General features: G+C 47.3%; 13 protein-coding genes. 11 read left to right on the plus strand and 2 right to left on the minus strand.

Annotated elements, in window-relative coordinates:
• The first annotated feature begins 176 nt into the window (after positions 1 to 176).
• Complete coding sequence (locus tag HPL003_RS09520) at positions 177 to 917, plus strand: Crp/Fnr family transcriptional regulator (RefSeq protein ID WP_014279403.1); 741 nt, start codon at positions 177 to 179, stop codon at positions 915 to 917.
• Between the two features lie 207 nt (positions 918 to 1,124).
• Here HPL003_RS09520 and HPL003_RS29165 read toward each other — a convergent pair whose 3' ends face one another.
• Positions 1,125 to 1,286 carry a lysine-specific demethylase gene (locus HPL003_RS29165; protein ID WP_014279404.1) on the minus strand — a complete coding sequence of 54 codons (162 nt, stop codon included), beginning with the start codon at positions 1,284 to 1,286 and terminating at the stop codon, positions 1,125 to 1,127.
• Positions 1,287 to 1,581: 295 nt separating this feature from the next.
• Here HPL003_RS29165 and HPL003_RS09525 point away from each other — a divergent pair, with 295 nt between their 5' ends.
• The 5 genes from HPL003_RS09525 (at position 1,582) to HPL003_RS09545 (ending at position 7,742) form a co-directional block, all read left to right on the plus strand.
• Positions 1,582 to 2,913, plus strand: coding sequence for an extracellular solute-binding protein (locus HPL003_RS09525; protein ID WP_014279405.1), 1,332 nt, complete (start codon positions 1,582 to 1,584; stop codon positions 2,911 to 2,913).
• Between the two features lie 108 nt (positions 2,914 to 3,021).
• Complete coding sequence (locus HPL003_RS09530; RefSeq protein WP_014279406.1) at positions 3,022 to 3,912, plus strand: carbohydrate ABC transporter permease; 891 nt, start codon at positions 3,022 to 3,024, stop codon at positions 3,910 to 3,912.
• Between the two features lie 13 nt (positions 3,913 to 3,925).
• A complete protein-coding gene (locus HPL003_RS09535) occupies positions 3,926 to 4,750 on the plus strand; it encodes a carbohydrate ABC transporter permease (RefSeq protein ID WP_014279407.1) in 825 nt (274 codons plus the stop codon).
• A gap of 30 nt (positions 4,751 to 4,780) precedes the next feature.
• Positions 4,781 to 6,577: a cache domain-containing sensor histidine kinase gene (locus tag HPL003_RS09540; protein WP_014279408.1), complete on the plus strand. Its 1,797-nt coding sequence runs from the start codon at positions 4,781 to 4,783 to the stop codon at positions 6,575 to 6,577.
• Positions 6,558 to 7,742, plus strand: coding sequence for a response regulator (locus HPL003_RS09545; protein ID WP_014279409.1), 1,185 nt, complete (start codon positions 6,558 to 6,560; stop codon positions 7,740 to 7,742). Before HPL003_RS09540 ends, HPL003_RS09545 begins: the two co-directional genes overlap by 20 nt.
• Before the next feature lie 70 nt (positions 7,743 to 7,812).
• Here HPL003_RS09545 and HPL003_RS09550 read toward each other — a convergent pair whose 3' ends face one another.
• Positions 7,813 to 8,718, minus strand: a complete 906-nt coding sequence (locus HPL003_RS09550; RefSeq protein ID WP_014279410.1) for a LysR family transcriptional regulator — start codon at positions 8,716 to 8,718, stop codon at positions 7,813 to 7,815.
• Between the two features lie 163 nt (positions 8,719 to 8,881).
• Here HPL003_RS09550 and HPL003_RS09555 point away from each other — a divergent pair, with 163 nt between their 5' ends.
• From HPL003_RS09555 to HPL003_RS09575, 5 genes are all read left to right on the plus strand, one after another.
• On the plus strand, positions 8,882 to 9,472 hold the full coding sequence (locus tag HPL003_RS09555; protein WP_014279411.1) for a UbiX family flavin prenyltransferase: 591 nt from the start codon (positions 8,882 to 8,884) through the stop codon (positions 9,470 to 9,472).
• A gap of 28 nt (positions 9,473 to 9,500) precedes the next feature.
• Positions 9,501 to 10,919, plus strand: a complete 1,419-nt coding sequence (locus HPL003_RS09560; protein ID WP_014279412.1) for a non-oxidative hydroxyarylic acid decarboxylases subunit C — start codon at positions 9,501 to 9,503, stop codon at positions 10,917 to 10,919.
• Positions 10,920 to 10,960: 41 nt separating this feature from the next.
• A complete protein-coding gene (locus HPL003_RS09565; RefSeq protein WP_014279413.1) occupies positions 10,961 to 11,197 on the plus strand; it encodes a non-oxidative hydroxyarylic acid decarboxylases subunit D in 237 nt (78 codons plus the stop codon).
• A 59-nt stretch (positions 11,198 to 11,256) separates the two neighbouring features.
• Positions 11,257 to 11,718, plus strand: a complete 462-nt coding sequence (locus tag HPL003_RS09570; protein ID WP_014279414.1) for a pyridoxamine 5'-phosphate oxidase family protein — start codon at positions 11,257 to 11,259, stop codon at positions 11,716 to 11,718.
• A gap of 105 nt (positions 11,719 to 11,823) precedes the next feature.
• A complete protein-coding gene (locus HPL003_RS09575) occupies positions 11,824 to 12,984 on the plus strand; it encodes a serine hydrolase domain-containing protein (RefSeq protein ID WP_014279415.1) in 1,161 nt (386 codons plus the stop codon).
• Positions 12,985 to 13,104 lie beyond the last annotated feature (120 nt).

The raw sequence follows: 13,104 nt of genomic DNA on the forward strand, positions 1-13,104 counted from the left end.
CGGGGCAAGGAGTAGGAGGGAAGCCAATAAATTGGGCTCTGCTTGATGGCGGGAGTGATATTTATCACAGCGAATCAGGGAGTAGGAAGGTGTAAAATCAGGTGTTCTCCTGATAACAACTGATGCGCCAAAACATTATGATATAGATATCAGGTAAACACGAGGAGGACACTAACATGCAAGCCACTTGTACGGAACGGTTTGGGGATGAAGTGGAACGCACGGGAATTCAGCTTTATTTGACTGAGGAACATTTTGGGCTGCTGAAGGATATCATGTCCTGGAAAAAGGTAAAGGCGGGCATTACGCTTTTTAGAGAGGGCGAAGAATCGGAGCAGCTATATTATATACATTCGGGCCATGTTAAGCTTCGCAAGTCGACAGAAGACGGAAAAGAATTGATTCTGACCATTCAGCATCAAGGCGATTTGATTGGGGAGTTTAGCGGGATAGATGGAGAAGAGTATAGCTGTACCGCAGAAACAGGCGATGCCTGTGAGCTGGGCGTCGTACGTGTTCAGGATCTGGAATCGCTTCTGTCCAAAAATGGAGCGATGGGGCTTCAATTCATTCAGTGGATGGCTATGAAGCAACGGATTATGCAATCGCGGTTTCGGGATTTGCTGCTGTATGGTAAAACAGGTGCATTGGCCTCTACGCTAATCCGGGCGAGCAACACATGCGGTGTAGCAGTGAAGGATGGCATTTTGCTGAATATGAAGCTAAGTCACTCCGAGCTGGGCGAAATGATTGGAGCGACACGTGAGAGCGTGAATCGGATGCTAAGCTCGTTGAAGGAGCAGGGGACGCTTGATACGCGGGATGGCAAAATAGTCATTCATGATCTTGATGTGCTGCGCATGATGTGCTGCTGCCCTTCGTACGGCCAATGTGCGCATGAAATTTGCCGACTCTAAAAAATATGAACATAAATAAGGCGGAGCCCCTGAGGGCCCGCCTTGATTTACGTCTTCAGAGCGATTTCGAATCAGCAAAATATAGTTCAAAATGGTCTAGTTTGTCTATATATTGTACTTTTAAGCGTTGGGAATCGAATGATGCAAAATGCTGATATAAAAAAAGCTAATCAACGCCGTATAGCGCTCAATTAGCCGGGGAGACGATTATTGATCTATTTCAACCTGTTCTGTCTGGAGGACACTTAAGGCTTGAAGTTTACGTGTAATTTCCTTTTGCCACTTTATATCTCCGACTTGTACCGCAAGATTGAGAAGATCCAAATAATCATCAATATGCAGGGAGGTTCTACTAAAAGCTTCTTTCACTGCGGTCCTGCCTCCTTTGGAGTCCATGTATATTTTTTTTGTTTTAATAATGAGAATCATTATCAAAAGATGAACTTATTCATATTATGCCTGTGTTCGAGATAAATTGCAAGTTATGATATGAATGAATTTTGAAGCGCACGAATGAGGGCTTGAAAAAACAAACCCTTCTCCTTAAGTTCACACATTGTTCACGTCTTTTCGATAGAACATAATGAAAAGAACAAGCGGGCATTGAGTGTTCACAGACGGGAGGCAATTCGCGCAATGCTTCAACAAGAGGAGGAAAAAGATAATGGGCAGAACAAAAATGAAAGCGTTTGCCATTTTGGTTGCGAGCGCCTTGGCATTGACGCTGACAGCTTGTAATAACGGACAGAGCGCAAGTCCGGGAAACTCAGGCAGCAAGGGTGGAGACGTAGCAAGTAAAGAAGTAACGATCACCTTCCAGAACATTAATCCTGATCCTAGCACTCCTTCATACAAAATGATACAGCAAATTGTAAGTCAATATGAGCAGAATCATTCGAATGTCAAAATTGAGCTGGATTCGCTGAATACAGATCAACAAAAGCTAAAGCTGAAAACACAGGCGGCGGCGAAGGAAGTTCCGGATATTACGATTGTGAACCCGGCCGCACAGATGAAGCCCTTCGTGGATGCCGGGCTGCTGGCTCCCCTGAACGATGTGGCGGATAAAGATGGCTTAAAAGATACATTTCAGGATGGACTGCTCGATTATTATAGCTTCGATGATAAGCTTTATGCTTTTCCGGACGGCAACAATATAGAAGTAGTGTTTTACAATAAAGAGCTGTTCACGCAGGCGGGAATTCAAAAGCTGCCGACCACCTTTGATGAGCTGATAACGGCGGTCAAGGCGCTAAAGGCAAAGGGGATTACCCCGATTGCGATTGGGGAAAAGGATTCGTGGACCGGATCACTCCTTTTCATGAACATTTTGCTGCGTACGAATGAAGGGCCGAATTTCCTCAAGGATGTGCTGGACGGTAAAAAGACGTTTAAGGATCCGGCCTTTGTGGAAGCAGTGGATGCGTTTCAGGAACTGGTGCAGGCAGGGGCTTTCCCGGATGGAGCTACATCCATTGACTATAATGCGGGCGGCAATATTTTTAAAACAGGAAAAGCCGCGATGTATATCATGGGCACATGGGAAACAGGGTCTATTGATGCTTCTTCGGTAGCAGGCAAGGTGGGCGTGTTCCAATTCCCTACGGTGAATGGCAAGGGGGATGTGAATGAGTATGTGATTGCGCCGGGCAGTGCGTTTGCGGTATCGGCGAATAGTGAGCATTTGCAGGAGACGAAGGATTTTCTGCACTATTTTATTACAGAGATGCCCAAGATCCAGTTTGATCTGAAAAATGCGATCGGCAGCGGCCAGAAAATGAAAGGTAATCTGAAGGAAGCGGGCTACTCTGAGCTGGCGATTAACCTCAATGAGCTGTTCAAAAATGTGAAGGGCGGCGACCTCGCATTTGATAATACGATGAATCCGGCTATCGCGCAGGCGCATCTGAGCAGTATTCAAAACCTATTCGTGCAAAAAGAAGACTCTGCACAAGTTGCCAAGGAGCATCAGAGCGCTTTTGAAGCGAACAAATAGTTGCAGCTTAACAGGGGAGGGGCGCATTGGTTCCTTCCCTGATTTGGGATAACCATGAGCTGCGCATCCTTAGAAGATGCTCAGAAAAAACACAAAGGAGATTGGAGCATGAATGTACTAAAGGTGCCGGCCCGCACCATTGCTGTTTTCGTGCTGCCCTGCCTGCTGCTATACACCTGTATGGTATTTGTTCCGATTCTGGTATCGGTGTACTGTGGACTGCTGGATTGGAACGGAATATCTGGGGCGAAGTTTGTGGGGCTGGCGAATTTCGAGCGAATATTTACAGCCGATCCGGTGTTCTGGCCGTCTGTGAAGCGGACGATGATGTTCGCTGTGTTTTCCATGCTGGAAATTCCGTTCTGTCTGCTGCTGGCTATTTTGCTTAATCGCTATGTGCGTAAGGCGAATACGCTGGTTACGATGTATTTTCTGCCAGTCATTCTGTCGGTGGTTATTATCGGGCAGCTGTGGAAGACGATCTATAATCCGGCCTCGATGGGTGGGATGCTGAACGGTATTTTGATGTCGGTCGGGCTGGAAAGCTGGACGCGCTCATGGCTGACAGAACCGCAGATTGCCATGTACGCTCTCTATTTTGTGTCGTTGTGGCAGTATTTTGGCTATCATTTGCTAATTCAGTTTACCGGGGTGCAAAATATTCCGAATGAGTTGTACGAGGCAGCCAAAATGGATGGAGCCGAGGGTTTTAAAGCAGACCGTTACATTACGCTGCCGCTCATTGTGCCTATTTTCAAAATATCAATGGTATTGGCCTTTATTGGTTCTCTGCAATCGTTTGATCTGATCTGGGTGATGACGGGTGGAGGGCCTGCTCATGCAACGGATACGGTGTCCACGTATATGTACAACATGTCCTTTTTGTCTATGAAATATGGATATGGCAGCGCATTGGCTTCATTTCTCGTGATTATCTGTTTGTCATTTACAATTGTGATAAATTTTGTTTTCAAACGAATCGAAAATAAGGTAAGCTAAGGGGGATGAAGCCGTGAACACCATGAAAAAAGCAGTGGTCTTTTCCTTGCTGGCGGTTTTGATCGTCACGCAGCTGTACCCACTCTTCTGGCTGCTGACCTATTCGTTGAAGACGAATGAAGAGATTTTGAGCGCAAGCTTCTTTGCGCTCCCTCAAGTGCCCCAGTGGCACAACTATCAGGAAGCTTATGAATCAGGGAGCTACTTGCGCTATTTGGGAAACAGTGTGCTGGTGACCGGAGCTACGATGCTATTCGTCATTGTGTTAAGCTCGATGACTGCTTATGCGATTACGCGTTTTCGCTGGCGCTTCGGGACTGCTGTGCTGACCTTGTTTCTGATCGGAATGATGATTCCGATGCAGGCAACGCTGCTGCCGCTGATGGTGATGTTCAAAAACATCAACATTCTCAATACGTATTTCTCGCTAATTTTACCCTACATTGCTTTTCAGACACCGATTGCGGTTTTCATCCTGTCCGGCTTTATGCGGTCCATTCCCCACGAGATTGAAGAATCCGCTTACATTGATGGGGCGAGCATTTATCGTATTTTCCGTAGTGTGATCTTACCCATCTCGATTCCGCCGATGATGACGGTGTGTATTTTGACCTTTATTAATATCTGGAATGAATACATTATGGCTGCCACCTTTATCTCGTCAGAGAAGCTCAAAACACTCCCTTTCGGCGTCTATACATTTGTCAGTCAGTATTCTGTGAATTACGGCAATATTGGCGCTTTTCTGGTCATGGGGGCCTTACCGGTCATTATTATTTATTTTGTCCTGTCCGAAAAGATTACCAAGGGCATGGTAGCGGGGGCGGTTAAAGGGTAGGCGAGCGATTCGAAAGGAGCGCACGGAGGTATGATGCGCCGTTTTCAGTCTATTCACCACCGCTTGTTTATTCTATTCCTGTTGAGCATGTCCGGTATTGTGCTGGCGATCAGTTTGTTGTTTTATAACCGTACTACAGTGCAGTTCCATGATAAGGTCAGTGAGCTGGCTCGTAAAAATGTTTCCCAAACGGCAGGACTGTTCGAATTGCTGCTCAGCAGCTATAACAGTCTGTCCAAATCGATCAGCAACAATATGGATTTGGTTCGTCTGCTAACGACCGATACCAGTGATTTACCCGCCATCCATTACATCAATGAACGTACAATTACCAATATTCTTGGGGCTATCTATTATTCGCGGGAGGACCTGATAGGCATTCATGTCATCACAGACACAGGCAAGGTATACAACTACGGTAATTATATGAATGTTATTGATACCGATTACGAACACACTGAATGGTATAAGGAAATTCGAAAGTCAGCGGGCAAAATCGCATGGCTGGGCGTTTATCCTCACTCTGTCATTGACCAGGTGGAAACCAGACCGGTGTTTGCGTTCGGGCGCCAGCTCTACGATCTGGATGAGCATAAGCCGATTGGTATCGTCCTGTTTGAAGCTGAACCGCGCTCTGTTCTGTCCGCCCTCCACAATTTGCGGCTGGGTACCAATAGTCAAGTATATCTGGTAGGCAATAAAAACCGGATTGTGTCGGCTACTTCCTCTGAACCGCCACCGGATCTGCAAAGTCTGGAGCAGCAGGTACCTGAGGATGATGTCATTGTAAATCGGAGTAATGAGAAGGTTGTAATCGCTTCCAAGTTGCCATTTGCCGATTGGTCGGTCATTAGTGTGACACCCAGCGGGGATTTGAACGTGGAGCTGGTTCAAAACCAAAGGTATTTGCTCATTGTGGTGCCTGTACTCATTATTTTATCCGCGCTGATTGCGTCCATCGTCTCCAGACGTATTTCGCTTCCGCTGAAGCGGGTCATTCGGGAAATGAAGCGGGTGGAGACGGGGAATTTCCGCCATACGTTGGAGATTGAATCGTATGAGGAAATCAACCAATTGGCGACGTCCTTCAACCATATGGTAAGACGGATTGCCGAGCTGATCGAGCTGGTTCGCATATCATCGGTCAGTGAAAAAAATGCCGAGCTGCACGCGCTCCAGACGCAGGTCAATCCGCATTTTCTGTATAATACGCTGGATATGATCTATTGGATGCTGGATGAAAAGGGACAGGATCAGCTCGGGGAAGTGGTACTTTCCTTATCCCATATGTTCCGCTACAGCAGTCATTGGGAGGAAGGGACCGATGTCAGCCTGCGCGAAGAAGTGGAGCAGATCGGGCATTATCTCACGATTATTCAGGCACGGCTGGAAGGCAGGGTATCCGTAGACATCAGTATTGATGAACGCTGGATGGAAATCCGCTTGCCAAAAATGACCTTACAGCCGTTGATTGAAAATGCGGTCAAGCACGGACTGGAGCCTCTTCATGCGAATACAGGCGGCAAGCTGCTCGTCAGGGCAGAGGAATATGACGGTGTATTAAGCCTGCATATTATGGATAACGGCGCGGGGATGGAGTACGAACGATGGGAGGTGGTTCAGGTTGCTTTGGCAGAACCCGGCAAGCAGACGGGCAGCGGGCAGGTGGGAGGCATCGGCCTGCAAAATCTAAATTTACGGCTACGGCACATGTTCGGAGAAGAGTACGGCCTACGGATCTCCAGCGTACCTGGGGCCGGAACGACAGCCACTGTAAGTGTGCCTCTGCCACAGAAGGAGGAGAAACATGAATATTCTGATAGCTGACGATGAAAGTATGATTCGGCAGGGGATTCGGCGCACCATTGACCAGGCTCTGCCAGCCTGCGGCATTCATCTTGCTGCTTCCACCGAGGAAGCAGCAGGCATTCTGGCGGAGCATCCTGTGGATATAGTATTGACCGATATCCTGATGCCCGGTATGGATGGTCTGGAATTCATGCGCATTTCCAAGCGAAAGCATCCTCATCTACAGTGGGTTGTTATTTCGGCCCATTCTGACTTCCAATATGCACAAAGAGCAGTAAAGCTGGGTGCCAAAGACTATCTGTTAAAGCCGATCGGCAAAAGAAAGCTGCTGGAATGCATTGAAATGCTGGCGGCCGAAGCGCTTGTCGCTTCACAGCAGGCAAACGAGGGCAAGCTTCTCAAGTCCAATATGGTCTATTTGCGTGAAGCTGTTTTTCAACGCTATGCACTTGGACTGGATACGGGGAAGCTCGATATACAGCCGTTTGTGGAAAACTATCCGGAGTTTCATCTCTTCATGGTTCGTATGGAACCTGATCACAAGCAGACGCACCTGGAGCATTTTATGATTGAAAATGTACTATCCGAGCTGATTGAGGCAGGCGGCAGTGGCTTTGTTGTCAGTCTCGACCGCCATAGCCTGCTGGGCATTGCACGACTGCGGGATGAGGCAGAGGCGGCACGGCTGGAATCGTTGCTCAAATCCCACTTGAAGCGTTATGTGAAGGTGTCGTTACAAATTACGCGTTCGGGGGTTCATCACAATTTTGCGTCCATTCCCGAAGAAGTGGCACGGCTAAGACGAACGCCCGAGGAGATTGCAGCGGCGGCAGTGGATGCCGGAGAATGTCTGCGAAAAGGCATGCATACGGTGGATGTGGCGTTGCAATATATTCGGGCGCATTTTACAGAAGAATTGTCGTTGGAGAAGGTGGCTTCGGTCGTTTTTTTGAATCCGGTGTATTTCAGCCAGTTGTTCAAGCAAAAAACCGGACAAGGCTACAAGGATTACGTTATTTGCTTGCGGATGGAGGAAGCGAAGCGGCTGCTCGGTGATCCTCATCTTCGGCTGGCTGATATTTCCGAGCGGATTGGCTATCAGGACATGAGGCATTTTACACAGGTATTCCGGCGCAAATGTGGAATGACTCCGACTGAGTATCGGCATCAGGGAGTCAAATAAGGCGGCATCAACGAGGGAATGAGGGAAGTTCCTCAGCATAAGGCTGTTCAAGAGTAGAGCTGTAGAGCATCTACTCGGGAGCAGTCTTTTTCGTGTCTCCAGCTTGTAGCTGTTCAACCAATTTGCGAGCTGCATTGGATAAATAACGATCCTTGCGCCATACGACGGCAGGCCGTGTGAAGGGGAAGGGCTCCTTAATGGAGAGTGTGCGAAATCTGTCACCGTATTCTTGTCCCATGCCAGCGTCTGGAATGATGGTAATCCCCATGCCTGTGGATACGAGCGCGAGAATGGTCGATATTTCAGGACAGTCCAGTACGACGCGCGGAACAAGATGGTGTTCCTGAAATTTGCGGATGACGGTTTCGTATAGTCCGTGTCCTTCTGTTCGGCGTGCCAACAAGAGGTCATAGCTGGCTGCTTCCTGTAACGTGATTTCTCCACTCGGATGACGATCTGCCCATTCACGTGGAAGTACGGCGACAAAAGAAACGCCTTCGAGTTCAATCATATGATACGAGTTGTCGTCTACCGGAAGCAGCAGCAGAGCCAGATCGACTTTATTTTGATGCAGCAGTTCCTCCAGATGATGTGTGTCTCCGTGTCCTATTTTAACGTATACCTCTGGATATTCCTGGTGAAAGCGGCTGAGTTGCCCGGTAATCAGAGACATACAGACTGATGAAGTGCCTATAGATAAAGTGCCGGTAACATTGCTTTCAAATTCACCAATTTCTCTACAGGTATCCTCCATTTCAGCCAATAAACGCTTGGCACGGGTGTATAGTGCGTATCCGGCCTCGGTGATCTCCCACCTCTTGCCTTCACGGTAAATCAGCTTTACTCCAAGCTCGTCCTCCATATTTTTTAGTTGTTGGCTTAATGGAGGTTGAGCCATGTTAAGCATTTGGGCGGCCTTCGTGATTTGTCCTTCTTCCACGATGACACAAAAGTAATGCAGATGCTTCATATCCATTGGGGGATTCCTCCTCATTTCTGAACAACCACGTCGATTTGAATACTTTTAAAGTATGCATTGCATATATTATATATATTTTTCGTGTGCAAGGAACAGGCGTATAATTTTTGACAGTGATGCATTGGTGAACATAAAACGATGGGGTGGAAGGAGGGGACATATGAAGAAAATCATTGTAGGAATATCGGGAGCGACAGGGTCGATCTTCGGTATCCGTATATTGCAGCAATTACGGGAGGCCGGAGCCCAGAGCCATCTGGTGCTATCCCCGTGGGCTATTGCGAACATTCCCTATGAGACAGGCTATACGTTGAAGGAAGTGGAGGCCATGGCGGATACAGTTTATTCGTATAAGGATCAGGCTGCGCGTATTTCCAGCGGCTCCTTCCGGGTAGACGGAATGATCGTCGCTCCTTGCAGCATGAAGACGCTCGCCTCCATTCGTATCGGTATGGCGGACAACCTGCTCACCCGATCAGCAGATGTGATGCTGAAGGAGCGAAAGAAGCTGCTGCTCATGACCAGGGAAACACCATTAAGCAGTATCCATCTGGAAAATATGCTGGAGCTGTCACGCATGGGCGTGATAATCCTGCCGCCGATGCCTGCTTTTTATAATCATCCTGCAAGTATCGAGGAATTAGTGGACCATATTGTTTTTCGCGCATTGGATCAGTTCGGTATCGTCACAACCGCAGCCAAACGCTGGGATGGAATGAAGCAGACTGACTCCAGACTGCACCAGAATTGAGAAATCGAAAGACGAAGGAGAATGAATGATGGCTTATAAAGACTTTCGCGATTTTCTACACACCTTGGAAAAGGAGGGACAATTGCTCACGATCAGCGATGAGGTCAAGCCGGAGCCGGACATCGCAGCAGCTAACAGAGCGTTACATAATCTTGGGGATAAAACGCCTGCTCTCTTTTTCAACAATATCTATGGATATACGGATGCTCGTATTGCAATGAATGTGATGGGTTCCTGGCCCAATCATGCCCTCATGATGGGAATGCCCAAAAACACGCCACTCAAGGAGCAGTTTTTTGAATTCGCCAGACGTTATGAACAATTCCCTATGCCCGTGAAGCGGGAAGAAACCGCCCCTTTTCATGAAGTAGAGATTACAGAGGATATAAATTTGTTTGATATTTTGCCGTTGTTTCGTTTGAACCAGGGAGATGGAGGATTTTATCTGGACAAAGCGATTTTGGTTTCACGCGATCTGGATGATCCGGACACCTATGGTAAGCAAAATGTCGGCTTGTACCGGATGCAGGTGAAAGGCAAGAACCGTTTGGGTATTCAGCCTGTACCGCAGCATGATATTGCGATCCATATCCGTCAAGCTGAGGAACGTGGCGAAAATCTGAAGGTCGCTATTGCTCTCGGATGTGAGCCTGTTATTACTACGGCTGCTTCTACGCCGCTGCTGTATGATCAATCGGAATATGAGATGGCGGGGGCCATTCAGGGTGAGCCTTACTGTGTGGTCAAAGCGAAGGATGCGGATCTCGATCTGCCTTGGGGAGCTGAGGTTATTCTGGAAGGTGAAGTGTTGGCGGGTGAACGTGAGTATGAAGGTCCGTTCGGTGAATTTACAGGTCACTATTCCGGCGGCCGCGCGATGCCAGTTATTCAGATTAATCGTGTATATCACCGTAAGCAGCCTATCTTTGAGCATTTGTACATCGGGATGCCTTGGACGGAAACGGATTATATGATCGGTGTGAATACAAGTGTACCGTTGTTTCAACAGCTCAAGGATGCATTTCCTAATGAAATCGTAGCCGTTAATGCCATGTATACGCATGGGCTGGTCGCTATTATTTCCACGAAAACCCGTTATGGCGGCTTTGCGAAGGCTGTGGGGATGCGTGCGCTAACAACTCCGCATGGATTGGGGTATTGCAAGCTGGTGATTGTGGTGGATGAAGATGTCGATCCGTTCAATCTGCCGCAGGTCATGTGGGCGTTATCCACCAAGCTGCATCCGAAGCATGATGCTGTCATTGTGCCAGGCTTGTCTATTTTACCTCTTGACCCCGGCTCTGATCCGGCAGGTATGACGCACAAAATGATATTGGATGCGACGACACCTATAGCACCGGATATTAGAGGCCATTATTCGCAGCCGCTCGATTCCCCGCTCGGTGTAGCGGAATGGGAGGAAAAGTTGAGCCACATGCTTCGTTAAATATGTTTGAAAATAAAGAAAGATTAAAGGAGTGCTGACAGATGCATATTTGTCCCCGTTGTGAATCTAATCGTTCGGAGGTTGTTACCCGTTCGCCAGTTAAAGGCGCCTGGGAGGTCTTGCTGTGTCCTGTATGTATGTTCACATGGCGCACCTCGGAACCGGATAGCATTACTGATCCGGCAAAGTATAAATCGGCGTTCAAAGTGAACCCCGAAGATATTCCGAATGCCGCCCATGTCCCTCCTATTCCAGAGCGGGTACAGGATCGTTCGTAACCCGTTGTAAATTGTGGTACTTTGAAGATATAGGCCAAATGTAAAGGGGAATATACTTCATGCAGACACCAAGGATCGGTAAGGAGCTGTTCACGCTGCTGGACGGCAAGGGGCTGGAGCACAAGCAGCATGAAGCAATGATGCTGCTGACGGTCACTGAGGATCAGTGGCCGCATATTGCAATGATTAGCGTAGGCGAGATTGTGGCGCTGGACGAGGGGAATTTGCGGCTGGCACTATGGCCGGGGACGACCACGACGGGCAACATGATCCGCACCGGGAAGGCAACGCTTGCGGTGTTTAACGATGGCAAGGCGCACTATGTACGGCTGTCACTGGAACACCTGCCGGCTTTGCCTGGAGCCAAACATGTACGCGAGCGGTTTGCAGCACAGGTATTCGCAGCCCGAGAAGATTCAGCCCAATATGCGGATATTGTGACAGGTGTTACGGTCCGACTCAAGGAGCCGGAAGCAGTGTTACATCGCTGGAAAGAAACAGTGGCAGAACTGTTAATGTAAAGCCATTTGGTTATGAAAGTAATCTTTGTAATTACTAAATTTACCGTTAAAATAAATGCGAGGGAAAGCTTGTTTCTTTTGAAAGCAAAAACAGGAGGAATGAATATGTCTCGTTTTGAAAAGGTAGATCAGTTATTGCAACAATTCATAGCGAATGGGCCAGCAGGTTGTGGTTGTGCCATTGCACAAAATGGCCAAGTGTTGTATGAAGGGTATCACGGATATGCTGATCTGGAAGCTCGAAAACTAATCACTGAAGATACCGTGTATCGCTTGTTTTCCATGACAAAGGTTATTGTATGTGCGGCTGCACTTATGCTGTACGAACGCGGACAATTTTTGTTGAATGAGCCTTTGTATGAATATTTACCCGAATATCGTAATTCGTATGTATTCAAAACCGCTCCTAACGGACACACCTATATGGATAAGGCTGAAAACCCTATTTTAATTAAGCATATATTCAATATGAGTGCGGGGTTTCCTTACGCTTCCGAGTATTCAGATACAGGAAAAGCTATGCAAAAGGTCATTAAAGCGTTAAAGGAAAAGCAAGGAAAATATGATTTGCGCGCAGAAATTAAAGCGCTTTCTGAAGTTCCGCTTGCCTTTGAACCGGGAACACGATGGTTATACGGATATGGACATGATCTTGTTGCAGGTCTTATTGAAGTCATTTCAGGAAAATCATTAGGACAATTCCTAAAGGATGAAATTTTTGATCCGCTTGGAATGAAGAATACAGGTTACCGTTATCGTGGAGATATTGAATCGCGTATGGCCTCTTTTTACCAACGGACAGACACCGGAGAGCTTGAAAAAATTGAGGGTTTCTTGGATGAGCATCATCAGTCAGACGCTGTATATGAAAGTGGAGGGGCAGGTTTGTATTCGACAGTCAAAGAGTACCTCACATTTTCACAAATGCTGTCGAATGGCGGTAGGATAGACGGTGTGAGGCTATTAGGGAGAAAAACAATTGATTTAATGCGCACCAATCATCTGAATACAGCCCAATTATCCGATTTTACGAATTCATATCATACAGGTTATGGTTACGGGCTGGGCGTGCGCACGTTAGTTGATAAAGCGGCTGGGCATGCAAACAGCTCTATTGGAGAATTTGGCTGGTCGGGAATAGCAGGTACTTGGGTTTCTATAGATCCAAGCGAGCAGTTCTCGATCGTTTATATGCATCAGCTGGCCCCAAATATGGAAGAATACCACCATTTGAGGCTTCGTGCAGCAGCTTATAGCTGCTTGTAAAAGTGAGGTTATATGTAACAGCTTAATCTTTGTCAGTACCAATTCTAGTTAATAAGGACCAAATTTTCTTTAAAGCCTAAACTATTCTTTTCCACATGTCGACATAAAACGTAGGTATAA

Origin of the sequence: Paenibacillus terrae HPL-003, from assembly GCF_000235585.1 — a bacterium.
GTDB lineage: Bacteria > Bacillota > Bacilli > Paenibacillales > Paenibacillaceae > Paenibacillus > Paenibacillus terrae_B.

What these genes read in the sequence shown, in the direction of transcription:
- HPL003_RS09540 (WP_014279408.1), top strand. Translation starts at nt 4,781, where the DNA reads ATGATGCGCCGTTTTCAGTCTATTCACCACCGCTTGTTTATTCTATTC.
- HPL003_RS09575 (WP_014279415.1), top strand. Translation starts at nt 11,824, where the DNA reads ATGTCTCGTTTTGAAAAGGTAGATCAGTTATTGCAACAATTCATAGCG.
- HPL003_RS09530 (WP_014279406.1), top strand. Translation starts at nt 3,022, where the DNA reads ATGAATGTACTAAAGGTGCCGGCCCGCACCATTGCTGTTTTCGTGCTG.
- HPL003_RS09545 (WP_014279409.1), top strand. Translation starts at nt 6,558, where the DNA reads ATGAATATTCTGATAGCTGACGATGAAAGTATGATTCGGCAGGGGATT.
- HPL003_RS09555 (WP_014279411.1), top strand. Translation starts at nt 8,882, where the DNA reads ATGAAGAAAATCATTGTAGGAATATCGGGAGCGACAGGGTCGATCTTC.
- HPL003_RS09560 (WP_014279412.1), top strand. Translation starts at nt 9,501, where the DNA reads ATGGCTTATAAAGACTTTCGCGATTTTCTACACACCTTGGAAAAGGAG.
- HPL003_RS09525 (WP_014279405.1), top strand. Translation starts at nt 1,582, where the DNA reads ATGGGCAGAACAAAAATGAAAGCGTTTGCCATTTTGGTTGCGAGCGCC.
- HPL003_RS09570 (WP_014279414.1), top strand. Translation starts at nt 11,257, where the DNA reads ATGCAGACACCAAGGATCGGTAAGGAGCTGTTCACGCTGCTGGACGGC.
- HPL003_RS09565 (WP_014279413.1), top strand. Translation starts at nt 10,961, where the DNA reads ATGCATATTTGTCCCCGTTGTGAATCTAATCGTTCGGAGGTTGTTACC.
- HPL003_RS09550 (WP_014279410.1), bottom strand. Translation starts at nt 8,718, where the DNA reads ATGGATATGAAGCATCTGCATTACTTTTGTGTCATCGTGGAAGAAGGA.
- HPL003_RS09520 (WP_014279403.1), top strand. Translation starts at nt 177, where the DNA reads ATGCAAGCCACTTGTACGGAACGGTTTGGGGATGAAGTGGAACGCACG.